23 protein-coding genes are annotated in these 22,553 nt (G+C 35.9%); 16 read left to right on the forward strand and 7 right to left on the reverse strand.

The window, feature by feature from the left end:
• Positions 1-391: 391 nt before the first annotated feature.
• The 5 genes from NiCM35_RS06525 (at position 392) to arfA (ending at position 5,841) form a co-directional block, all read left to right on the forward strand.
• A complete protein-coding gene (locus tag NiCM35_RS06525; RefSeq protein WP_164463697.1) occupies positions 392-1,747 on the forward strand; it encodes an ABC transporter substrate-binding protein in 1,356 nt (451 codons plus the stop codon).
• Positions 1,748-1,808: 61 nt separating this feature from the next.
• Positions 1,809-2,714, forward strand: a complete 906-nt coding sequence (locus tag NiCM35_RS06530) for a carbohydrate ABC transporter permease (RefSeq protein WP_095330395.1) — start codon at positions 1,809-1,811, stop codon at positions 2,712-2,714.
• A gap of 2 nt (positions 2,715-2,716) precedes the next feature.
• Positions 2,717-3,607 carry a carbohydrate ABC transporter permease gene (locus tag NiCM35_RS06535; RefSeq protein ID WP_171509911.1) on the forward strand — a complete coding sequence of 297 codons (891 nt, stop codon included), beginning with the start codon at positions 2,717-2,719 and terminating at the stop codon, positions 3,605-3,607.
• Between the two features lie 27 nt (positions 3,608-3,634).
• Positions 3,635-4,246: a YesL family protein gene (locus tag NiCM35_RS06540; protein ID WP_095330396.1), complete on the forward strand. Its 612-nt coding sequence runs from the start codon at positions 3,635-3,637 to the stop codon at positions 4,244-4,246.
• Between the two features lie 80 nt (positions 4,247-4,326).
• Positions 4,327-5,841: an arabinosylfuranosidase ArfA gene (gene arfA, locus NiCM35_RS06545; protein ID WP_095330397.1), complete on the forward strand. Its 1,515-nt coding sequence runs from the start codon at positions 4,327-4,329 to the stop codon at positions 5,839-5,841.
• Between the two features lie 99 nt (positions 5,842-5,940).
• Here the strand turns inward: arfA and NiCM35_RS06550 are convergent, their stop codons facing one another.
• From NiCM35_RS06550 to NiCM35_RS06570, 5 genes are all read right to left on the reverse strand, one after another.
• On the reverse strand, positions 5,941-6,687 hold the full coding sequence (locus NiCM35_RS06550; protein WP_095330398.1) for an amino acid ABC transporter ATP-binding protein: 747 nt from the start codon (positions 6,685-6,687) through the stop codon (positions 5,941-5,943).
• Positions 6,688-6,702: 15 nt separating this feature from the next.
• Positions 6,703-7,362, reverse strand: coding sequence for an amino acid ABC transporter permease (locus NiCM35_RS06555; RefSeq protein WP_095330399.1), 660 nt, complete (start codon positions 7,360-7,362; stop codon positions 6,703-6,705).
• 72 nt (positions 7,363-7,434) lie between these two features.
• The gene (locus NiCM35_RS06560; RefSeq protein ID WP_123258189.1) at positions 7,435-8,211 is read right to left on the reverse strand and encodes an amino acid ABC transporter substrate-binding protein; all 777 of its coding nucleotides are present in this window, start codon (positions 8,209-8,211) and stop codon (positions 7,435-7,437) included.
• A gap of 351 nt (positions 8,212-8,562) precedes the next feature.
• Positions 8,563-9,159 carry an MEDS domain-containing protein gene (locus NiCM35_RS06565; protein WP_123258188.1) on the reverse strand — a complete coding sequence of 199 codons (597 nt, stop codon included), beginning with the start codon at positions 9,157-9,159 and terminating at the stop codon, positions 8,563-8,565.
• 120 nt (positions 9,160-9,279) lie between these two features.
• Entirely contained in the window at positions 9,280-9,471 is a 192-nt protein-coding gene (locus NiCM35_RS06570; protein WP_095330402.1) for a hypothetical protein, read from the reverse strand.
• 254 nt (positions 9,472-9,725) lie between these two features.
• On the opposite strand from NiCM35_RS06570, the gene NiCM35_RS06575 reads away from it, so the two are divergent.
• From NiCM35_RS06575 to NiCM35_RS06605, 7 genes are all read left to right on the forward strand, one after another.
• The gene (locus NiCM35_RS06575; RefSeq protein WP_095330403.1) at positions 9,726-10,883 is read left to right on the forward strand and encodes a GNAT family N-acetyltransferase; all 1,158 of its coding nucleotides are present in this window, start codon (positions 9,726-9,728) and stop codon (positions 10,881-10,883) included.
• A gap of 169 nt (positions 10,884-11,052) precedes the next feature.
• Positions 11,053-12,240: an aminotransferase-like domain-containing protein gene (locus tag NiCM35_RS06580; RefSeq protein WP_123258186.1), complete on the forward strand. Its 1,188-nt coding sequence runs from the start codon at positions 11,053-11,055 to the stop codon at positions 12,238-12,240.
• Positions 12,241-12,380: 140 nt separating this feature from the next.
• Positions 12,381-12,914, forward strand: a complete 534-nt coding sequence (locus NiCM35_RS06585; protein ID WP_095258633.1) for an NADPH-dependent FMN reductase — start codon at positions 12,381-12,383, stop codon at positions 12,912-12,914.
• A 150-nt stretch (positions 12,915-13,064) separates the two neighbouring features.
• Positions 13,065-13,661 (forward strand): nitroreductase family protein, encoded by a 597-nt coding sequence (locus tag NiCM35_RS06590; RefSeq protein ID WP_095330405.1) that lies wholly within the window; start codon positions 13,065-13,067, stop codon positions 13,659-13,661.
• A 129-nt stretch (positions 13,662-13,790) separates the two neighbouring features.
• Entirely contained in the window at positions 13,791-14,516 is a 726-nt protein-coding gene (locus tag NiCM35_RS06595) for a DsbA family oxidoreductase (RefSeq protein ID WP_095330406.1), read from the forward strand.
• A gap of 247 nt (positions 14,517-14,763) precedes the next feature.
• Entirely contained in the window at positions 14,764-15,477 is a 714-nt protein-coding gene (locus NiCM35_RS06600; protein WP_123258185.1) for a GntR family transcriptional regulator, read from the forward strand.
• Positions 15,478-15,716: 239 nt separating this feature from the next.
• On the forward strand, positions 15,717-16,484 hold the full coding sequence (locus tag NiCM35_RS06605) for a MerR family transcriptional regulator (RefSeq protein WP_163187845.1): 768 nt from the start codon (positions 15,717-15,719) through the stop codon (positions 16,482-16,484).
• Positions 16,485-16,545: 61 nt separating this feature from the next.
• Here NiCM35_RS06605 and NiCM35_RS06610 read toward each other — a convergent pair whose 3' ends face one another.
• Entirely contained in the window at positions 16,546-18,006 is a 1,461-nt protein-coding gene (locus NiCM35_RS06610) for an MFS transporter (protein WP_235973355.1), read from the reverse strand.
• A 153-nt stretch (positions 18,007-18,159) separates the two neighbouring features.
• Between NiCM35_RS06610 and NiCM35_RS06615 the strand changes: the two genes are divergently transcribed.
• Positions 18,160-18,630, forward strand: coding sequence for a MarR family winged helix-turn-helix transcriptional regulator (locus NiCM35_RS06615; RefSeq protein WP_095330409.1), 471 nt, complete (start codon positions 18,160-18,162; stop codon positions 18,628-18,630).
• Between the two features lie 18 nt (positions 18,631-18,648).
• Here the strand turns inward: NiCM35_RS06615 and NiCM35_RS06620 are convergent, their stop codons facing one another.
• Positions 18,649-19,296 carry a GntR family transcriptional regulator gene (locus tag NiCM35_RS06620; RefSeq protein WP_171509910.1) on the reverse strand — a complete coding sequence of 216 codons (648 nt, stop codon included), beginning with the start codon at positions 19,294-19,296 and terminating at the stop codon, positions 18,649-18,651.
• Positions 19,297-19,458: 162 nt separating this feature from the next.
• On the opposite strand from NiCM35_RS06620, the gene NiCM35_RS06625 reads away from it, so the two are divergent.
• The 3 genes from NiCM35_RS06625 (at position 19,459) to NiCM35_RS06635 (ending at position 22,498) form a co-directional block, all read left to right on the forward strand.
• Positions 19,459-19,764 (forward strand): metal-sensitive transcriptional regulator, encoded by a 306-nt coding sequence (locus tag NiCM35_RS06625; protein ID WP_095330414.1) that lies wholly within the window; start codon positions 19,459-19,461, stop codon positions 19,762-19,764.
• A 12-nt stretch (positions 19,765-19,776) separates the two neighbouring features.
• The gene (gene copZ / locus NiCM35_RS06630; RefSeq protein WP_095330411.1) at positions 19,777-19,983 is read left to right on the forward strand and encodes a copper chaperone CopZ; all 207 of its coding nucleotides are present in this window, start codon (positions 19,777-19,779) and stop codon (positions 19,981-19,983) included.
• Positions 19,984-20,065: 82 nt separating this feature from the next.
• Positions 20,066-22,498: a heavy metal translocating P-type ATPase gene (locus NiCM35_RS06635; RefSeq protein ID WP_171509909.1), complete on the forward strand. Its 2,433-nt coding sequence runs from the start codon at positions 20,066-20,068 to the stop codon at positions 22,496-22,498.
• Positions 22,499-22,553: the final 55 nt, after the last annotated feature.

Below are 22,553 nucleotides of genomic sequence, written 5' to 3' on the forward strand. Positions count from 1 at the left end.
ATAGCTCCTACAGATGTATTTTCTTCTATATTGACCAAAATTACTCATACAATTTTGGAACTTTTCGATTTGACTTAGTAGTTCCAAAAGATGTATGGTCAAATATTTGTTAGATAAGCCTAGAAGAGACAGGGATAAACTCTTTTTTTAGTGATTAATTTTTGTGAACTAATATACACACATCCAAATTCATCACTTCTGATGGGTTGAAAAAAAACGCTTATTACATCCGTACATTTTTTTGGAAAAAATAAAAAAGTGCGTATAAGAATTACACATAAAAATTTGAGGATGGTAATATACCTATTTGTGAAAGCGTTTTAACTATCAGGAGGTGATCTTTGAAATACGTAAATTCAAAAATACAAAAAATCGAATGGGGGCAGAGATTATGGGGTTACCCAAAAAAGGCTTTTCCTATTTTGTAATTCTTCTGATGGCTGTTTTAGTTGTTGGTTGTTCGAATTCCTCTGGGGGAAAGGGAAGTGACAAGAAAGAGGTAGAAGCAGAGGTTACGACAGTTGGACCAGAAGATGGTGCGAAGTTGGATATGTGGTTATTCGTGGATTTACACCAAAAATTTTACACGGAAATGTTGAATAAATGGAATGAAACGAATCCAGATAAGCAAATTCAAATTAAATTTACTGTCTATCCATATGCAGATATGCATACGAAACTAACTTTATCCGTCCAATCAGGAGAAGGGATTCCTGATTTAGCAGATGTAGAAATTGGCCAATTTCCTAACTATTTAGATGGAGAAGTTCCATGGCTGGCATTAAACAGTTATGTAGAACCGTATAAGGCTGATTTGGTGACATCTCGATTAGATGCTTATGAAAAAGATGGCAACTATTATGGAGTACCGACACATGTTGGGGCTACTGTCATGTACTACAATACAGAGATTCTCGAAAAACATGGAATTGATTATACCAAAATTAAAACATGGGATGACTTTGCAGCAGCTGGTGAGAAGTTAAAAGAGGCTACTAATGGAGAAGTTTATATGACCTCTGTTGATACTGGCGGTGCGGATTGGCTGACATTAGCAATGTCGGAACACGGAGAATCTTGGGTAAAAGATCCATCCAATGCAAATGTGAAGCTGGATTCATTAAACAATATGCTAACAATGCAGCAAGGCTGGTTAGAAAGCGGGATTGCCGAAGTAACTCCAGGGGGACAAATTGATACAGAACAAGGCTATGCGACAGTGGCAAAAGGTGAAGTGGCTGCCTTCCCTAAAGCTATTTGGTATATGTCTCGTTTTACAGATTATATGCCAGAGATGTCTGGCAAATTTGCTATTGCCCCAGCACCTGTGTTTGAGGAAGGTCAAAAACGTTCAAATGGTGCAGGTGGTACAGGTACAGTCGTATATAAAGACTCTGAAAATGCTGAGCTAGCAGCTGAATTTATGACTTGGGCAAAGTTAACGGAAGAAGGCGGGGAACAAATCTGGAATATTCTTGGTTTTGATCCGGTTAATACAAAGGTTTGGACTAATAAAGATATCACTCATAATCCAGACAATGAGTATGTAAAGTACTTTGTTAATAATCCATTTGATACATTATTGGAAATTCAAGATGAAGTAAATTTGATTAAAACGGTGCCAATTACGACTACTATCAATGAAGTATTTAATTTAACCACTTTAAATGAGGTTCTAGAGAATGGTGCAAATGTAAAGCAAGCTCTTGAAGATGCACAAGCGGAGGTCGACTTTGAGCAAGAATAAGTGACGTCTTTAAGATTACCTTTACGAGGTAGTCTTAAAGACACTGACGAAAAGGAGAGGAATGAATTTGAAGAAGATCCAGGCTTTTTTATTCTCTCAGAAAATAGCACCCTATGTGTTTATATTGCCGTTTATTGTTAGCTTGTCATTCTTCTGGATATATCCAATGTATTCGACTATAGAGATGAGTTTTCATAATATTGGGAACGGATATAGCGAATTTGTTGGACTTGCAAATTATGAAAAGTTGTTAGGCGATAAGGTATTTCATATCGCTGTTAGAAATAGTGTTATCTATACAATATTAACGTTAATCATTTTAATTCCGATCCCTATGCTCTGCGCATTTTTATTAAATTCAAAAAGTGTAGTAGGGAAAAGAGTCTATAAATCGATTATCTATTTGCCAGCATTAGTTTCAGTCGTAGTAGCAGGTATTTTATTTCGCTATATGTTTAGTGAAATGGATTCTGGTCTCATGAACCAAATCCTTCATTTTTTTGGACTGGAGTCAAAACAATGGCTGAAAAATTGGGGTACGGGCATGTTTGCACTCCTTTTATTAGCAACATGGAGATGGATGGGAGTAAATACTCTATATTTTGAGGCGGGACTAAGCTCAATTGATGAGGTTCTTTATGAATCGGCAAAAGTAGATGGCGCAAATGCTTGGCAAAGATTTTGGCATATCACTCTGCCGTTACTTAAGCCGACAAGAATTTATGTGACAACCATCAGTATATATGCCGGATTAGCCATGTTTCTTGAAAGCTTTATGATATATGGAAGCAATAATTCTCCCAAAAATATTGGGTTAACGATTGTTGGTTATTTGTATAGAAGGGGAATTGAAAAGAATGATTTAGGATATGCCTCTGCTGTTGGCTTAGTATTATTAATTGTTGCTTTATCCATTAGCATGGTGTACTTGCTTTCAAGCGGCATGTTTAAAAAGGAGGCCAAATAAGTATGGGTAAGAATAATCATTTAGCAAGCTCCTCATTAGAAATTAAAAAAGGGAAGAAAGAAGGCAAAAATCCTCTAGTAAAAGTTTTAATTAACGGCTTTTTTATTATTATGTGTGCTAGTGTTGCCATCCCCTTTATCTCAGGACTGTTTGCATCCTTTCGCCCAGGCCAAATGTTAATTAGAAACGGCTTAAATCTAAACTTAGATTTTGAAAATTGGTCATTTATCAACTATAGCTATCTGTTTGATGGAAGTACTGGGTACTTGGACTGGTATAAGAACAGTTTGATTATTACCATTGTTTCGGTAGTTTTAACATTAATTATCTGTTATTTTGTTGCCTATGGCTTTGCGATGTACCATTTTAAGTTTAAAAACTTATTGTTTTTCCTCGTTATAGCAACAATGATGGTTCCCTTTGAAATATTGATGCTGCCATTATATAAGCAAATGATCAGTTTTGGACTAATAGACACCTATGCTGGCGTTATCCTTCCTGGATTAGTACATGCTTCAACCATTTTTTTCTTTAGACAATATCTTTCAGGCATCCCAAAAGAATTATTAGATGCAGGAAGAATCGATGGCAGTAGCGAGTATGGAATTTGTGTGCGCATTGTTATGCCAATTTCAAAACCTGCTTTTTCAGCAATGGCAATTCTGAGTTCTATGGGGGCATGGAATAGTATGTTATGGCCATTAATTGTTTTACGGTCAGCAGAAAAATTTACATTACCTATCGGGTTAAATACATTATTAACTCCTTATGGAAATAATTATGATGTCCTAGTGGCTGGATCTATTTTCTCTATTCTGCCTTTATTTATTTTGTACTTGATATTTAATAAGTACTTTGTAGAAGGTATGACAGCAGGCGCAGTAAAAGGATAAAGGAGCGGAGATAAGGAGGCGAGAGCGATGAAAATTAAATATGATTCACCTTTTTGGGAACGGATGGGAAAGCTCTATTCTATTATTGCTTTAAACTTCTTCTGGATATTGTTTAGTCTTCCATTAATTACAATTGGTCCATCCACTGTCGCACTCCATCGGTGTATGTTTTCTCTAATTACTGGAAAAGAAACGAATGTTTTTACAGAATTTTACCAATCATTTAAGACGAATTTTGTTAGAAATATGATGGCTGGATTGATTGTTGTTGGTTTTGGAATGCTGTTACTATCTGTACGTAATTTTTATTTTGAAATGGCAGCAAATACATCACTAACCATTTACTACTTTTATATTCTCTTAGTTTTTCTTTTTGGTTTGTTCTTTGTTACTGTCTTTCCAGTTTTATTAACATTTGATGGGACGGTTTTAGAGCTATTACGAACCGCATTTTTTATAGCAATTAAAAATTTACCAATGAGCATCTTGATGGTAGTAGTAGCCTGCTTAATCATTTATTTTTGCCAAATGTTGATTCCATTAGCCTTAATCGGAGTTTCCCTAATCGTGTTTATCAACAGCCATATTTATTGGAGAAAAATTGATAATAATTTAGTTATTGATGAAGATAATTTTTGATGATATCAATAGCACTTGTTTATTTCTGAAAAAATTCATTTATGTAAATCAAAATACATCGGAAAAGGAATGAGAGAAGTATGACTGAAAATATCAAAACTGCAAAAATGGTAATCGATAAATCTTTTAAAATATCGGAAATAGATTCCCGTATTTATGGTTCGTTTATAGAGCATTTAGGACGGGCGGTTTATGGAGGTATTTATGAGCCTGGACACCCTTCTGCGGATAAGAATGGTTTTCGTCAAGATGTAATCGAGTTAGTTAAGCAATTACAAGTTCCTATTGTGCGATATCCGGGAGGGAATATGGTATCTGCTTATAATTGGGAAGATGGAGTAGGACCAAAGGAAAAACGCCCGCGAAAATTGGAACTAGCGTGGAATTCTATCGAAACCAATGAAGTAGGTACAAATGAATTTTTTGAATGGGCAAAACAAGTGAATTCGGAAGTAATGATGGCTGTAAATCTTGGAACGCGCGGCATTGATGCAGCCCGTAACCTTTTAGAATATTGCAATCTACCAGGAGGGACCTATTGGAGCGATTTGAGAAAAGAACATGGCTATAAAGACCCGCATAATATTAAAGTTTGGTGTTTAGGTAACGAAATGGATGGTCCATGGCAAATTGGTCATAAAACTGCCTATGAATATGGAAGACTAGCTGCCGAAACAGCAAAAGCAATGAAAATTGTAGATCCAAGCATTGAACTTGTAAGTTGCGGAAGCTCCAATACAGCGATGCCAACATTCCCTGAATGGGAAGCCACCTCATTGGATCAGACATATGATTACGTTGAGTATGTATCACTGCATACGTATTATGGTAATAGAGACAATGATACAGCGAATTTCCTCGCAAAATCATTAGATATGGATGATTTTATTAAAACAGTTATTGCAACCTGTGATTATATTAAAGCGAAGAAGAGAAGTAAGAAAAAACTTCATTTAAGCTTTGATGAATGGAATGTATGGTTTCACTCAAATGATCAAGATAAGCAAATAGAACCTTGGAGTGTAGCGCCACCACTTTTAGAAGATGTTTATAATTTTGAAGATGCATTGCTTGTAGGCAGTTTATTGAATTCTTTAATTAACCACTCAGATAGAGTTAAAATTGCTTGCCTTGCCCAATTAGTTAATGTTATTGCGCCAATAATGACGGAAACAGGTGGAGGGTCTTGGAAGCAGACTATTTTCTATCCATACTATTACACATCTGTTTATGGGCGTGGAACAGCAATCCAAGCGATTGTAGACTCACCAAAATATGATTCGACAGATTTTACAGATGTACCATATTTAGATCAGTCTATTGTCTATAATGAGGAGAAAGAGGAGCTTGTCATCTTTGCTGTTAATAGAAGCTTAGATAATCAATTAAATGTAGAGGTAGATATTAGGTCGTTTGAAGGATATTCCATTGTGGAGCATATAGTTCTTGCAAACGATGATCCTAAAGCAATTAATACACTTCACCAGGAAGCAGTTAAACCTGTTGCTTTTCAAGAATCTTATATGGAAAATGGCAATTTAATACTCATTCTGCCAAAAATGTCTTGGAATGTTATTCGGTTGGGAAGGAAGTAGTAAAAAAGGCAGGAAATTTAGAATTTTTAAAAAATAAAGTTGTGGTAATCAGCCTTAGACAGAAGAAACATCGCTTTCCAAGGGAGAGCGATGTTATTATTACTTCAAATTTCGACTCAAAAAAGCTTTTGTTCGAGGCGATTGTGGGTTTGTAAATAGGTTGATTGGCGGACCAGACTCTTCAATGACACCGTTGTCCATAAAGATGACTTTATTTGCTACTTCTTTGGCAAACCCCATTTCGTGGGTAACAACAACCATCGTCATTTTTTCTTTGGCTAAGTCTTTCATAACCTCCAATACTTCTCCAGTTAGTTCAGGATCTAATGCAGATGTCGGCTCGTCAAACAGTAAAATTTCTGGTTCCATCATTAATGCTCGAGCAATTGCCACACGTTGCTTTTGTCCTCCAGATAGTTTAGCAGGATAGACATTAGCAAAATTAGATAGACCAATTTTTTCGAGGATCGTCATACTTCTTTCTTGAAGGGAAGAAGCAGCTTCTTTCTTCACTAATTTTGGTGCAAGCTGAATATTGTCTTTTACAGTAAGATGTGGGAATAGATTAAAATGCTGAAAAACCATTCCCATTCTTGCTGTAATTTGTTTGACTTTTTGCTGCGGAGCATATATTCCATCTTTCACTAATTCGTCTCCAGAAACACGAATCGTTCCTCCATCGATTTTCTCTAAATCGACAAGACATCGGAGCATTGTGCTTTTTCCAGAACCAGAGGGACCAATAACAGCCACAACATCATTGTTATTGACATTAAAGGTAATCTCCTTCAACACTTCGACCTTATCGTATGATTTTTTTATATTCTCTATTTCAATGATTGCCATAAGTATCCGTCCTTCTTATTCAAATTTAAATCTGCGCTCCAGCCATTTAAATAATGCTGTTAATAGCAGGGTCATGATGAGATAAATAATTCCAGCAATGAAAAAGGGCATAATCGTAAAATCACGGTTTACTGCCGTTTGGGCAAAGTGCAGTAACTCAGGTACAGCAACAGCATAAAGCAAGGCTGTATCCTTCACTAGTGTGACAGATTCATTTGCTACAGCAGGAAGGGCAATTCGAAACATTTGTGGTAAAACAACGCGTGTGGTGGTTTGCCATTTACTTAAACCAAGCACTTGAGATGCTTCATACTGACCTTTATCAATTGCAAGTAAACCTCCACGGAAAATTTCGGCAAAATAGGCTGCATAATTCAAAATAAATCCTAAAGAGGCAGCGACAAAACGATCTAGGACTAAATATTCTCCAATTCCTGGAATCATTGGTAACCCAAAGCATATAAACAATAATTGCAGCAATAGCGGGGTACCGCGCATGATGTAAATATAACAGCTTGCCAGCCATGCGATTGGCTTGATGCTAGATCGGATGGCGAGTGTTAACAGGAAACCTAGTGGAATGGACACTACAATAGCAATAAGAAATAATAGGACGGTTGCTTGGGCTCCTTCTAACATTGGTTTTAGTATGGATATAATATAATCAACTGACATTTCTATTCCTCCAACAAAACAAAACAGGGTTTCGGAAAGAAATCCTGTTTTGTTTACGATTCATTTGCGATCTTAATTTAATACTTTATTTTCACCAAACCATTTTTCGGAAACTTCAGCGGCTGTGCCATCTTCATTCATCTCATCAAGTGCTTTTTGAAGCTTCTCTAATAATGCTTCGTTTCCTTTTTTAACCCCAATTCCGTACTCTTCTGGAGCAAGTGATTCATCAAGGATTTTAAAGGAATCTTGTTCTTTTGTCATATAGTAATCAATAACAACTTCATCAATGACAACTGCATCTAAACGACCTGACTTCAGATCATTTAATGCTAATACGTTATCGGAAAACTCGGTAACTTCCTTAATTTTTGATTTAATAGGACTACTATTTAATGCATCGGATGCAGAAGAAAGAGATTGGAGACCAACAACTTTTCCTTTTAAATCATCTAATTTGGTTATTTTTGAGTCCGCTAATGTTACAACAACTTGTGTATTTTTTAAATAGGGCTTTGTGAAAAGAACTTTTTCTTTCCGTTCATCAGTAATAGTATAGCCATTCCAAATTAAGTCAATCCGACCGCTGCTTAATTCTGACTCCTTTGTTTTCCAATCAATTGGTTGAAATTCAACTGACATATTCATTTTTTTTGCTGCAGCTTTTGCATAATCAATATCAAAGCCGACAATTTCATTATTGTCATCTCTAAACCCCATTGGAGCAAATTTATCATCAATACCAATAACTAATGTATCTTCCTTTTTATCTTTAGAATTGTTGGAACATGCTGTAAAAACGAAAAATACAGATGCCAAAATAACTAAATTAATTGCTAAACGTTTCATCTTGCGAAAGCCACCTTTATAAATTATGTTTTCAGTACAATAAATCTATAAAACTAAAAAATCCTTTAGTTCGATAATATATTAGAGTGATAAACTAATGTATAAAATTTACCATACCAAAAAAGAGGTTGTCAATAAAATAATTTAACATATTAGTAGAGTAAAGGATTTCGTGGTGAAATATGTAAAAAGTTCGTACGAGCTTTTGGAGTCTAATGGGAATTATAGAGATCAGATTTAAAGTTTAATAGAAGTAAAAGATTGCAGGAAGAGGAATGGAGAATATGAAGGAGTAGGAGCAATTAATAAAGACTGTAATGGCTCCTACTCCGCTAAACGATTGATTACGTATCAATCAAGTTCAATTGTCGGTTTTTTATAAAAGGGTGTATCTGTTATGTATTTTTTTGATGACATAAGCTTATCACCTTTTAAAATATAAGGATGAGTCTCGTGTAAGATAGTTTCTAAGGCATTTGGAATTTTCCATTCTTCATACGCACAAATTAATGGAAAGGAAATATGGTTGAAAGCGTTATCAACTATTTTCTCAAAATTTCCGATTAAATGAAAAGGCTCTTCCATCGTTGCCCATTCTACATGTGCCCATGAGCGAAAGGGAATACTTTGATCCAGATAAGGCTGAACCATTTTATTAAAATAATCTGTAATAGCTGATGGATGATAACTTCCACTTGAAAAGTAAAAATCTAAGCTATTTACATAATGAACCTGTTTTAATTGCGTGGATGTAAGTTTGGTTTTTAATTGTTCGAATATCCTTTTGAAATTTCGATCATTATCGATAAGGATTACATATTCTCTTGCTTCGATACCAGCATAAATAAAGGGAAGGACTTCTTCCATATAGTTTCGCATGCTTGTATAAAGGAATAAAACATGTAATCTTTCCTTCCCTTCAAGAAATTGCTTCTTTTTATTTTCCAATTATGCACCTCTTTATTAAAGAATAATTCCATTATAGAGGATTTTCATGGAAAGATACTGATTAAATAGGAAAAATAGTTAAATAAATGGATAAGATGAACATCTCACAGTTTGACAAAATTATCGTACTTTTTTCCACTTAAGAGAACCGCAGCCGTTATGAGGATGTGTGCTGGGATAAACTTTGTTTAATGTTTCTTTTAATTCAGGAATAGAGAGATTTTGTAGCATTTCAGAGGAGAGACCGCTACTGCAAACAATCTTTTGGATCAATATATTTTTAACGGTTTTCGATTTATCATAGTAAACCATTTTATATCCTCCTATTAATAAGTGAATTTGAGTGCACTAGAATAATAATTATTAAGTTTGCCGGAACTTTCTTTTATTATATAACAAATAATCGACTATTCATAGTGGTTAAGAAGGAATTAAAATAAACAATCGTATTTTTTTGTATGGCAAAATTTCTATTGAGGCGAGTGGAACCATTCGTTATAATAGGACAAAAGGATGAGAAGATTGAGAATTTTGAGTTTTTTCAGTATAGAAAAAGAGGTGTCTTAATGGGGGATTATCAAATAATATTATTTGACTTAGATGGTACGATTTCAGATCCTAAAGAAGGAATAACAAAATCTATTCAATATGCCCTACAAAAGCTTGGAAAAGAAGAATCTGATTTACGTAAACTAGAAAGATTTATTGGACCACCTCTACAAGAATCATTTATGGAATATTATGGTTATACTCAAACGATAACGGATCAAGCCATTTCCTATTATAGAGAGAGGTTTACGCAGTTAGGAATGTATGAAAATGAACTATATCCTGAAATTATTCCATTACTTGAAAGCTTAAGAGCAAAAGGCTGTATTATGATTGTGGCAACTTCAAAACCAACTATATTCACAGAAAAGATTTTGAAGTATTTTCAAATAGAAACGTACTTTACCCACATAATCGGAAGTAATCTGGATGGTACTAGATCTTCGAAAACAGAAATAATTCAATACATATTAGATTTGTATCCTGCGTATAAGCCTGAAGAGTTTGTGATGATAGGAGATCGGGAACATGATATTATTGGAGCGAACAATGCAGGAATAGATTCAATCGGTGTTACTTACGGCTATGGGTCCTATGACGAGCTGAACAAAGTACAGGCAACATTTATTGCAGGAAGTATTTCTTCCTTAAAGGGTATCTTAATAGATAGGAAGCGAAAAGAGCGGATAAGGCTTGTGACAGAAGAAGATGCTCCGATTGTTCATAGACTAATGCTAGAAGCATTTGAAGATTATCGTTATAGCGAGGTACCTTCTAGTGCACTAACGGAACCAGCTGACAAATTTCTTTATGCTCTTAAAAATGGAACAGAGCAAGCAATCATATGTTGGATAGATGATGTTCCCCTTGGTTCTTCTCGTCTGCAGCTTCAAGATGATTCTCTCTATTTTTCCAGACTTTCTGTCATTCCGTCAGCAAGAGGGAAAGGAATAGCTAAAAAACTGCTAGCTTGGATAGAAGAATATGCCATCCAAAATGGCAAGCAGAAAGTAGTATGCAAAGTAAGAGCGAATGTCCTGAAAAATATCCAATTATACGAAAAAATAGGATTTGTTATAACAAAAGAAGAGACAGCTCCTAATCCTAATGGGCTGTCAGTCAAAGCGGTAACGATGGAAAAAAGGATAACAAAGATCACTCCATCCAAAATATAATTTTCTTTATAAGGCTATTCTCTATAGAAGAGAATGGCTTTTATTTTGCCATTAATCACTATTATCTTAAAAAACAATATATTCAAGATTAGAACATTACTCTATAATAAATGAATATACTGAAAATTCCGCCTAATAGGAAGAGGGGAATAGACATAAGGAGGATAAAATGAATTATAAATTTGCTAATCGAATAGAAAGAGTAAAGCCATCAGCTATTCGCGAATTATTGAGATTAGGGGGAGATCCAGCAATTATTTCATTTGGGGGCGGATATCCGGACCCAGAAATTTTTCCTATTGAAAAATTAAGAAAGGTATATGATCAGGTTTTGCAAGAAGATGGAAAATTAGCGCTTCAATACACAGAAACAGAGGGGCTGACGTCATTAAGAGAAAAGCTCGTAAGTCGAGTAAAAAAGATTGGGATAAGCTGTAGTGTTGATAATCTTTTTATTATTCAAGGAGGTCAGCAAGGTTTAGATCTTGCAGCTAAAGCATTTATCGATAGAGGAGATATCATAATTACAGAGAATCCGACTTTTCTAGGAGCACTTGCTGCGTTTAATCCATATGAACCGGAATATGTAGGTGTTTCGATGGATGAAAATGGGATGCGCATGGACGAGCTTGAAGCAGCATTACAGAAGCATCCCAATGCAAAGCTTATTTATACGGTTCCTGAATTTCAGAATCCTACAGGTGTGACAATGAGCTTAGAGAGAAGAAAGGCCCTAGTAAGCTTAGCAAATAAATATAATGTGGTTATCGTAGAGGATAGTCCATATCGGGAATTACGTTATGAAGGGAAGGATTTGCCAGCGATTAAAAGTTTTGATACAGAAGGAAGAGTGATTCATATTGGCAGCTTCTCAAAAATTCTTAGTCCAGGTCTCCGTCTTGGTTGGTTAATTGCTAATCGTGATTTAGCGGAAAAACTAAGCCTATTGAAAATGGCTTCCGATACACAAAATTCAACCTTAAATATGTATGCAGTGAACCGATTTATGGATATGTATGATTTAGATGAACATATTGCCCATATTCGTGAAACGTATAAACAGAAAAAAGAAGTAATGTTCCAAACATTACATGAAACTTTTCCTCCTAGTATCATCTATACGAATCCACAAGGAGGATTGTTTACATGGCTTACTTTTCCAGAGCATATCGATACAAAAATACTCATGCAGGAACACAGTTTACCAATCGCTAAAGTGGCCTATGTTCCTGGAGAGAGCTTTTTCCCTAATAAGCAAGAGAAAAATCATTGCCGAATAAATTATTCTTATATGTCAGAAGAAAAGATTATAAAGGGAATTACAAATTTGGGGGAAATAGTCAGGGGCATTTGCTAGAACTTTTAATTAACACAAGGTACAAGTTAGTTACTTTTAATAACTTTTTGAATAATAGTAAGTGTTTTTGCTTGCAATTAAATAATCTCAGTATTAGGATAAAAAATGTAATAATATTTTAAAAATTTGGAGGTTAGATGATGAAAATTGGAATTATCTTAGGCAGCACTCGTCAAGGAAGAGTAAGTCCACAAGTTGGGGCATGGGTAAAGGAAATTGCTGACAAGCGTGGCGATGCCGAATATGAAATCGTTGATATTGCCGAATTTAACTTACCGTTTTTAGGTGCAGCTGAAGGACAAGAGAATGTTGCAGCATGGAATGAAAAATTAGCAAGCCTTGATGGTTTCGTATTTGTTGTAGCGGAATATAATCACAGTATTTCTGGCGCATTAAAAAATGCATTAGATTCTGCAAGAGAAGCTTGGAATAATAAAGCAGCAGGAATCGTAAGTTATGGATCCACAGGTGGTGCACGTGCAGCAGAACATTTAAGAGGAATTCTGGGCGAATTACATATTGCAGATGTTCGCGTTCATCCTACCCTTTCACTATTTACAGATTTTGAGAACTTTACAACCTTTAAACCAGCACCTCTACATTTAGAAAATATGAATGCGATGCTTGACCAAGTAGTCGCTTGGAGCACTGCATTAAAAACCATTCGTGGATAGTGCAGTACAGAGAGTAAGCCTTTTAAAGACTACTCTCTTTTTCGAGAAATATCGAAGAGGTAAAGCCTTGTAAAATTTTTTAGAAGTCATTTTAAGAATAAGACAAATGGGTAATATATAGAAGAAAAAAATTTTTTACTGGAGGAAAAAATGAGTGCATTTTTAGAAGCAATAAAAAATCGTCGTTCCTATTATGGTATAAGCAAAGAAGCTGTTGTGTCGGATGAAAAAATCCAAGAAATAGTAAATGAAGCTGTGCTACATACGCCTTCTTCCTTTAATTCTCAAAGTTCAAGAGTGGTGATTTTATTACAGGAACAGCATGATAAACTATGGGATATGACAGCAAGTGAGTTAGAAAAAATTGTTCCTGCCGAGAATTTCTCTTCTACAAAAGAAAAAATAAATTCTTTTAAAGCAGGATATGGAACGATTTTGTTCTTCGAAGATCAGGAAGTGATAGAAGGACTACAAAAACAATTTGCCCTATATGCTGAGAATTTTCCCGTTTGGGCTAATCAAACAAATGCCATGCACCAATTAGTCATTTGGACAGCTCTGGAGGAAGTGGGATTCGGAGCTTCTTTACAGCACTACAATCCACTTATTGATGAGGCAGTACAAGGGGAATGGTCGATACCGCCTTCTTGGAAGCTTGTCGCCCAAATGCCATTTGGCAAGCCATTAGCAGAACCAGGAGAAAAAGAATTCAAGCCATTAGAGGATCGTGTGAAAATATATAAATAAGCCTGAAGGACTCCTGTAACAGGAGTTTTTCTATTGGTAAGAGATGGGCTGTGTGACCTAAAGCAAAATAGAAGTAATATTTCTATTGGTGTGATAGGATTATAGGATCATTATGAAGAAGGTGAAAAGATGAAAATAGAAGTATGGTCAGACTTTGTGTGTCCATTTTGTTATATAGGAAAACGCCGTTTAGAGATTGCTTTAGAGCAATTTCCTTATAAAGATCAAGTAGAAGTTGAATTTAAGAGCTTTGAATTAGATCCAAATGCTGAAGTCTACACTGGTAAAAGTATTCATGAAGCACTTGCTGGTAAATACAGAATGAGTATCGAAGAAGCCAAAAATGCTAATAACAATGTTGGAAGTCAAGCTGCAAGCACAGGCTTGAAATATGACTTTGATAATATGAAACCAACCAATACATTTGATGCCCATCGACTAACAAAGTATGCGAAAACGCTTGGAAAAGATAAAGAGCTAACCGAGCAGTTATTGCATGCCTACTTTACAGAAGGAAAACTAATTAGTGATCCAGATACATTGGTGGAAATAGGGAAATCAGTAGGATTGGAAGAGGAAGCTCAAAGACAAGTATTGGCTGATTCCACAAGCTTTGCTAATGATGTTAGAATAGACGAAGCGCTTGCTAGCCAAATCGGAGTATCTGGGGTCCCGTTCTTTGTAATCAATCAAAAATACTCTGTTTCTGGTGCGCAGCCTACAGAGACTTTCGAACGAGTGCTTGAACAAGTGTGGCAGGAAGACCATCCAGTCCCTAAATTTCAAGATCTTTCAGGAACAGATGCTGAAGGTGCTATTTGTACAGATGACGGTTGCGAAATTCCGAAGAAATAACCGATATTCGATAAGAATAAAAATAGAGAAGAGCAAGGGATAGTCGTATAAGAGACGGCTATCTCTTTTTGCTGTTTTTGAAGGCATTTTGAAAATAAGTATACGTTTTATAAAAAATGTACTATACTATAAATAGATATACTAAGGGTTAGTTTTAAAAGTATAGACTTTTAAATATAAATGTTTATAATTAAAATGGCGAATAACATATTTAGAATTATTTCTTCTTAATTAAGGTGGCTCGTGTATGAACAAGTATGAAGCAATTGCAGTCGAAGTAAAACGTCGAATTAAAGAAAATTATTACCCATTAGATCATCCAATACCGGATGAAATATCATTATCTAAAGAGTTTTCTTGCAGTAGAATGACAATGAAAAGGGCATTGGATAAACTAGTGATGGAAGGGCTGCTCTATCGAAAAAGAGGGCATGGAACCTTTATTGTGCAATCGGCTTTGCATACTAGCAGAGTAAATGTGTTAACAAATGAAATAACTGGCCTCTCCAAGCTATTGGATGGCGAAAAGATCGATAGTAAAATTATTAAATTTGAAGTCCATTTTCCTTCAGAGGAGGTTGCAGCCCATTTAGCGATAGATATTAAAACACCTGTATATTATATAATCAGATTAAGATCTGTAAATAATGAACCATATGTTTTAGAAATTACTTATATGCCAACGACAGTTATTACGGGATTAAATGATGATGTGTTATATGGATCGGTTTATGAGCATATTACTAAAAGATTAGGGTTAACAATAGCAGGGTCACATCGCAAAATAAGAGCATGTAAATCAATAGAATTAGATCATGAACATCTGGAATGTGAATTAAATGATCCAATTCTGGAAGTAGAGCATGTAGGTTATTTAAACAATGGTGTACCATTTGAGTATTCCTTTTCCCGTCACCGTTATGATAAATTTGAAGTAACAACTGTAAATTTAAAAAGATAAATTGATGGCTAACACTATAGGGGGAAATTTATTTAATCCGTTTTAATATCATTGGATACAAACAAGGGGAATGACGAAATCCTTTTCTCTAACTAATTAAATGAAAGATTGATTGTCTTTAATCAAAAAAAGTAGTTATCCTTCTATGTGATAACTACTTTTTTGTTTAAGTATGAAAAAAACTATTTGCATTAACGTTACGTTAATCTTTTATGATGGAATCGTCAGGAGATGAAAAGATGGAATATACCGTACAGGCATTAGGAAAGTTAGCGGGAGTAAGCACAAGAACATTACGATATTATGATGAAATTGATCTTCTCAAGCCGGCGAGAATCAATTCATCAGGATATCGAATTTATGGGCAAAAAGAAGTAGATAGATTACAGCAAATTCTTTTTTATCGCGAATTAGATGTTCCATTAGAAACAATAAAAAAAATGATGGCTTCCCCTTCTTTTGACGTCAAAGAAGCGTTAAAGGAGCATCACGAAAAACTTCTGGCAAAGCAAAAACAGTTAATACAATTGATTGGAAATGTCGAGAAAACGATGAAAACACTGGAAGGGAGAATGACAATGTCTGATAAAGAAAAGTTCGAGGGCTTTAAGAGTAAGCTGGTTTCTGATAATGAAGCAAAGTATGGGACAGAAATACGAGAAAAGTATGGCGATGAAATTATCGACCAATCTAATGCGAAACTCATGAATATGACTGAGGAAGATTACCGCCATATGATAGAGATAGAAAATAAGCTTTTTTCCACTCTTAAAGAAGCGCTAAAAGAAGGAAATCCTGCTGGGAAAACTGCTCAGAATGCTGCTGATTTACATCGCCAATGGCTAACCTTCAATTGGCCAGAATACAAGAAAGAGGCACATGCGGGACTTGCTGATATGTATATTGCTGATGAACGATTTACGGCATATTACGATAAAGTGCAAGTAGGTGCGACAGCGTTTTTACGTGAAGCTATTTTAATTTATACCGGTATGGCTTTTGATTAATAGCTAGTTAATGAAAAAAGCTCTTTGAAAAAATCAAGGAGCTTTTTTACCAAGTTATCGATTAAGAAGCGTTTCGAACTTTTTTTTCATCCGCTTTGCGCGATGCAGTATATCTCCAGCCGGTGAGAAGCAAACCAATGAAGCAAAGGCTGCTGGATACAAGAAATACGACATGCATACCGCTAAGAAAAATATCAGGTCTACCAGGAATCAGGGCGGTTACTCGGTATCCTGCTTTCATGCTCATAACTGAGAATAATATGCTTGTGGCAAGAGAAATACCAACAACCATTCCTAAGTTTCGAACAAGTGAATTAATACTTCCAGCTATTCCTAACTGCTTTCGCTCAACGGTTGACATAATGAGCGAATTGTTAGGGGATTGGAAGAGACCCGAACTTGCTCCAAGCATAATGATCCACAAAGCAAGGTTAGTTATAGAACTTCCTTCATGAAGAAATGTTAGGCCAATTTGTGCAACAATCATTACTAATAATCCAGCAAAAGTAATGGCCTGTCCACTAATTTTGTCCGATAATGAGCCGCTAATTGGAGCTACAATGGCCATCGTAATCGGAAAGAGCATTAGAATATATCCGGAATGTAATGCAGACATCCCAAGAATGTCCTGTGTGTAAAATGGTGATAGGATATTAAAACAGAAGTTAGCAATGAAAACAATAAAGGCACAAAAAATACTAATAGAAAAAAGTGGATTTTTAAAGATCGAGAGCTCTAGCATTGGGCTTTCTCTTCGATATTCCACCATGACAAAACTGATGAATGCAATCAAACCGATTAGGATAGAAGCAATAATCATCCAGTTGTTGTAGCCATATTGCTGACCAAGCAGTAAGCCGCCGATAAGGAGAATAATCGCAAGGCTGAATAATATACTTCCAGCTACATCGATTTTTGTCTTAGTTAGTGTCATATCTTTAGGCAAGGTCTTCCATGCTAGCGATATAGCAATAATACCAATTGGGATGTTAATCCAGAATATGTATTCCCATCCTAAACTCGAAATAATAATTCCCCCTAAGCTTGGTCCAGTAATACTTCCTAGAGAGACAAAGGTACCAATAAGACCTAGGGCTTTTCCTCTTTCCTTAACTGGAAAAATTTCCGTCACAATCCCTTGGCTATTTGCCATTGTCATAGCTGAACCAATTGCTTGGATAATTCGAGAAAAGACTAAAAAAGCAAGCGAACCACTCAAGCCACAAAGAAAAGAACCAATAATAAACAGAACAGATCCCCATTTAAAAACTTTGATTTTCCCAAAGACGTCCCCCATTTTTCCGAAAAAAAGGATAACGGTACAAATGGTTAGTAAATAACTAATCACAATCCATTGAGAGTTAGCAAAAGCAAGGCCTAATTCTTTTGAGATAGTCGGAAGCGCAATATTAACAATACTCGCATCGAGCGTCCCCATAAATGTGAATATATTTAAAACAATAAAAATGAGCCATCGGCGTTGATGACCTTCGTTTTTATTTTCAGTTACAGAAGCATGCAAATAATCACCTCATTTATTTAGTTGCATAAGCAACTATTATTGCTCTATTTTAAAATAAGTTAGTTGCATAAGCAACTATTATTTTGTATGCTACAATCAGTGATTTTAGTGTTCGCTTTTCAAAGCGAAACTATCCGAGGGGGGAGGAACATAGTGAGCGATATACCAATTGGAAGGATTATATCGATGATTCACAGGCAGAATCAGAAATTCCTTTCGAAGGAATTAAAACCTTATGAAATAGGAAATGGTGGGCAGCAAGCTTTTTTGAAAACAATTATTGCAAAACCAGGAATTAATCAAGACGAACTTTCCACTGTTTTAAAATTTGATAAAGCAACAACAGCTAGAGCGGTAAAACATCTAGAAAGCGTGGGATATATTGTTAGGCATACAGATGATAACGATCGGCGTGCCAATAATTTATATCCAACTACAAAAGCAATGAACATTTTTCCAGAGATACAAAAAGTGCTAGAAAGATTAAATAAAGAGATGACGAAACATCTAACGGAAGAAGAGGAACAGCAATTACTTTCCTTACTAATGAAAATTTACCCAGAATTAAGGAGTAATATGGTGACGACGAAGAAAGAAAAAAATGTGGAAAAAGAGGGGGAATAAAAAATTCCCCAGCTACTTTCATTGTTCTGCTAAATATTCGACCAAGCTTAGCCAATTATTCTCGATTAAGGTTGGAAGCAGGGAGGTATTTCCCTTTTCTATACATGCAATAATCTCTTGATGCTGTTCGATCGATTTTTTCCCATCAATAGTATTAAACTTTAATAATTCTAATCGCCGAATTTTAGGAAGAAGTCGTTCTAGAGCGATAACTATTTCTGGATTTTGAGATGCCTCTAAAATAACGGCATGAAATTGGTCGTCTTTTTGGATAGCTTTATACTTATCCTCAGATTTGAGTGCCTCACTAAATTCGTTATTAATGACCTTCATTTTTTCGACCTCGGTGGAAGACAAAGTAATAGAAGCTAATTTAGCTGCTAATGCATGGAGGGCGGCAACGACTGTTAAGGCATGCATTGCTTGGTCTACTTCTATTAGGCTGACAATGGTTTCTGATCCTGGAGAAGTTACAATTAATCCTTCATCCTCCAATTTTTTGATTGCTTCTCGTACAGGGGTCCTGCTTACACCAAATTGTTCAGCCAGTGCCTTATCGTTAATTTTTTCCCCTGGTGTTAATTCAAGATGAATGATTGCTGATTTTAACTGTTCGTATACTTGATCTCTTAATGATTGACGTGGGATTTGCCTAATACTTTTCATAGCAATAATATATCATAATTTGGTTATATTAGAGAAAAAGAGTATTTTTCACTAATTTGTCATACTTTTTCGTTTACATTTATACTATACGGGGGTATGATATAAATATAAGATGAAATATGGAGGAAGGGGGTAGACTTATTGGAGAAGAATGAACAAGGAATGGACAATTGCCATATTACGAGTGACCGAAAAAGTCATCATTCAGATAAAGTAAAGCAAAATTTAGTCACTAGGCTAAATCGGATTGAAGGCCAGATCAGAGGCATAAAAGGGTTAATTGAAAAAGATACGTATTGTGATGATGTTATTACGCAAATTTCTGCGACTCAATCTGCTTTAAATAGTGTAGCAAAGATTTTATTAGAAGGACATTTAAAAAACTGTGTTGTGGAACGTATCCAAGAAGGCGACATGGAAGTAGTCGACGAGGTGTTAACAACTATTCAGAAATTAATGAAAAAATAAGGAGTGTTTTAAATGGAAAATGTAACATTAACAGTAGAGGGCATGTCTTGTAATCATTGTGTTAAAGCGGTAGAAGGAAGCGTAGGAGAGCTTAGTGGAGTTTCTGCTGTCAAAGTTCATTTAAAAGAAGGTCTAGTTGATGTTTCATACAATGAAAATGAAGTAACTCTCGACACGATTAAAGAAACAATTGATGAGCAAGGTTATGATGTAAAGTAATTTAAAGAGGAAATGTGCTGTTTTTTGCACATTTTTATTTTCAATAAAATATACCCTATATAGGTATAAGGAGTTTTGTGATATGGCGGAACAAAGTGTCATGAAAAGTAAAGAGCAAGTAAAGGAACAAACCTTTGAAATTACGGGAATGACTTGTGCTGCTTGTGCAACTCGTATTGAAAAAGGATTAAATAAAATGCAAGGTGTAGAGAATGCTACTGTAAATTTGGCGCTGGAAAAAGCGACAGTTAAATATAGGGAGGATGAACTCTCCCCAAGTGAAATTAAAGAAAAAGTGGAAGGGTTAGGTTATGGAATTGTTACGGAAAAAATTGAATTAGACATTTCAGGAATGACCTGCGCAGCATGTGCAACAAGAATTGAAAAAGGACTTAATAAAATGGCCGGGGTGAATAAAGCAACCGTTAATCTGGCTTTAGAAAATGCCACGATAGAATATAACCCAGCAACTGTTGTACCTGATGAACTAATTGGTAAAGTAACAAAGCTTGGTTATGGGGCAACGAAGAAAGAATCCAAACAAGCATCCATCAATCAAAAAGAAGCAGAATTTAAGAGACAAAAACGAAAATTTATCTTCTCGATGATTTTATCACTGCCTCTTTTATGGACAATGGTGGGCCACTTTTCCTTTACTTCGTTTCTGTATGTTCCAGATTTATTAATGAATCCATGGGTCCAAATGGCGCTGGCAACTCCTATTCAATTTTTTGTCGGGAAGCAGTTTTATGTAGGGGCATATAAAGCATTGAAAAATAAGAGTGCTAATATGGATGTTCTAGTTGCACTAGGAACTTCCGCAGCCTATTTTTATAGCGTTTATTTATCCTTTGAGACACTTGGACATTCTGGTCACCCTGTAGGGCTTTATTTTGAAACAAGTGCGATTTTGATTACCTTAATTCTATTAGGTAAATTATTTGAAACCAAAGCAAAAGGAAGATCTTCTGAGGCAATAAAAAAACTAATGGGGCTTCAAGCGAAAACAGCGGTTGTTATTCGCAATGGGGAACAAATGGAAATACCGCTTGAAGAAGTCGTGGCTGGTGAGATGCTACTTGTAAAACCAGGTGAAAAAATCCCTGTTGATGGAGAAATTATTGAAGGGCAGTCAGCCATTGATGAATCCATGTTAACGGGAGAGAGCATTCCAGTTGATAAACAGGCGGGGGACACCGTTATTGGTGCCACCATAAATAAAAATGGCTTTTTAAAAATAAAAGCAACAAAGGTTGGCAAAGAAACCGCGCTTGCACAAATCATTAAAGTGGTTGAAGAAGCACAAGGTTCTAAAGCGCCCATTCAGCGTTTGGCCGATCATATTTCTGGTATTTTTGTGCCTATTGTTGTGAGTCTTGCGCTGATTACTTTTCTTTTCTGGTATTTTATCATTACACCTGGTGATTTTGCGGAAAGTCTCGAAAAGCTAATCGCCGTTTTAGTTATTGCTTGCCCTTGTGCATTAGGGCTTGCGACTCCAACATCTATTATGGCTGGATCAGGAAGAGCGGCAGAATATGGGATATTATTTAAAGGTGGGGAACACCTAGAAATGACCCATAAAATTGATACGATTTTATTAGATAAGACAGGAACTGTAACAAATGGAAAGCCAATCTTAACAGATATAGTAACGGAATGGCAAGAAGAAGAATTACTTTCGTTAGTGGGAGCGGCGGAAAGCAAATCCGAACATCCCCTTGCAGAGGCGATAGTCAAAGGAATTACAGAGCGAGGGATTGTTCTGCGAGAAACTGCAGACTTTGAAGCAATCCCAGGCTACGGAATCCGTGCAAATGTGGATGGCCGTGAACTATTAATCGGAACACGCCGATTAATGGATCGTTACCGGATAAATGTCGGGAAAATTCTTCCGATGATGAAAGACCTGGAATCCCAAGGGAAAACAGCGATGCTTGTAAGTGTTAATGGCAAATATGCTGGACTTCTGGCTGTAGCCGATACGATTAAACAAACTTCTAAAAATGCCATTAAACGATTAAAACAGATGAACATTGATGTCATGATGATTACAGGAGATAACCAGCAAACAGCGGAAGCCATCGGACGACAGGCAGGAATTGACCATATTATTGCAGAGGTATTGCCAGATGGAAAAGCAGAAGCTGTGAAAAAACTACAGCAACAAGGAAAAAAAGTGGCAATGGTTGGAGATGGAATCAATGATGCTCCTGCACTAGCATTAGCGGATATCGGGATGGCAATTGGAACAGGAACTGATATTGCCATGGAGGCAGCTGATATTACACTTATCCGTGGAGATTTACAAGCTATTGCAGACAGTATCTTAATCAGTAGAAAAACGATAACAAATATTAAACAAAATTTATTCTGGGCTTTTGGCTACAATACGCTTGGCATACCAATTGCGGCAATTGGTCTGCTTGCGCCATGGCTGGCTGGTGCTGCAATGGCTTTTAGTTCCGTATCTGTTGTGCTAAATGCTCTTCGCTTGCAGCGTTTAAAACTGTAAGAGTAAAACAATTTTCTATTTGCTTCATAATCTTTGCCACTTTATCTCATACTAG

The organism is Niallia sp. M35, assembly GCF_050971705.1.
Lineage (GTDB): Bacteria > Bacillota > Bacilli > Bacillales > Cytobacillaceae > Niallia > Niallia circulans_A.

Excerpts from the sequence above, each read along its gene's own strand:
- NiCM35_RS06525 (WP_164463697.1), top strand. The coding sequence starts at position 392 with ATGGGGTTACCCAAAAAAGGCTTTTCCTATTTTGTAATTCTTCTGATG.
- NiCM35_RS06530 (WP_095330395.1), top strand. The coding sequence starts at position 1,809 with ATGAATTTGAAGAAGATCCAGGCTTTTTTATTCTCTCAGAAAATAGCA.
- NiCM35_RS06535 (WP_171509911.1), top strand. The coding sequence starts at position 2,717 with ATGGGTAAGAATAATCATTTAGCAAGCTCCTCATTAGAAATTAAAAAA.
- NiCM35_RS06540 (WP_095330396.1), top strand. The coding sequence starts at position 3,635 with ATGAAAATTAAATATGATTCACCTTTTTGGGAACGGATGGGAAAGCTC.
- arfA (WP_095330397.1), top strand. The coding sequence starts at position 4,327 with ATGACTGAAAATATCAAAACTGCAAAAATGGTAATCGATAAATCTTTT.
- NiCM35_RS06550 (WP_095330398.1), bottom strand. The coding sequence starts at position 6,687 with ATGGCAATCATTGAAATAGAGAATATAAAAAAATCATACGATAAGGTC.
- NiCM35_RS06555 (WP_095330399.1), bottom strand. The coding sequence starts at position 7,362 with ATGTCAGTTGATTATATTATATCCATACTAAAACCAATGTTAGAAGGA.
- NiCM35_RS06560 (WP_123258189.1), bottom strand. The coding sequence starts at position 8,211 with ATGAAACGTTTAGCAATTAATTTAGTTATTTTGGCATCTGTATTTTTC.
- NiCM35_RS06570 (WP_095330402.1), bottom strand. The coding sequence starts at position 9,471 with ATGGTTTACTATGATAAATCGAAAACCGTTAAAAATATATTGATCCAA.
- NiCM35_RS06575 (WP_095330403.1), top strand. The coding sequence starts at position 9,726 with ATGGGGGATTATCAAATAATATTATTTGACTTAGATGGTACGATTTCA.
- NiCM35_RS06580 (WP_123258186.1), top strand. The coding sequence starts at position 11,053 with ATGAATTATAAATTTGCTAATCGAATAGAAAGAGTAAAGCCATCAGCT.
- NiCM35_RS06585 (WP_095258633.1), top strand. The coding sequence starts at position 12,381 with ATGAAAATTGGAATTATCTTAGGCAGCACTCGTCAAGGAAGAGTAAGT.
- NiCM35_RS06590 (WP_095330405.1), top strand. The coding sequence starts at position 13,065 with ATGAGTGCATTTTTAGAAGCAATAAAAAATCGTCGTTCCTATTATGGT.
- NiCM35_RS06595 (WP_095330406.1), top strand. The coding sequence starts at position 13,791 with ATGAAAATAGAAGTATGGTCAGACTTTGTGTGTCCATTTTGTTATATA.
- NiCM35_RS06600 (WP_123258185.1), top strand. The coding sequence starts at position 14,764 with ATGAACAAGTATGAAGCAATTGCAGTCGAAGTAAAACGTCGAATTAAA.
- NiCM35_RS06605 (WP_163187845.1), top strand. The coding sequence starts at position 15,717 with ATGGAATATACCGTACAGGCATTAGGAAAGTTAGCGGGAGTAAGCACA.
- NiCM35_RS06620 (WP_171509910.1), bottom strand. The coding sequence starts at position 19,296 with ATGAAAAGTATTAGGCAAATCCCACGTCAATCATTAAGAGATCAAGTA.
- NiCM35_RS06625 (WP_095330414.1), top strand. The coding sequence starts at position 19,459 with ATGGACAATTGCCATATTACGAGTGACCGAAAAAGTCATCATTCAGAT.
- copZ (WP_095330411.1), top strand. The coding sequence starts at position 19,777 with ATGGAAAATGTAACATTAACAGTAGAGGGCATGTCTTGTAATCATTGT.
- NiCM35_RS06635 (WP_171509909.1), top strand. The coding sequence starts at position 20,066 with ATGGCGGAACAAAGTGTCATGAAAAGTAAAGAGCAAGTAAAGGAACAA.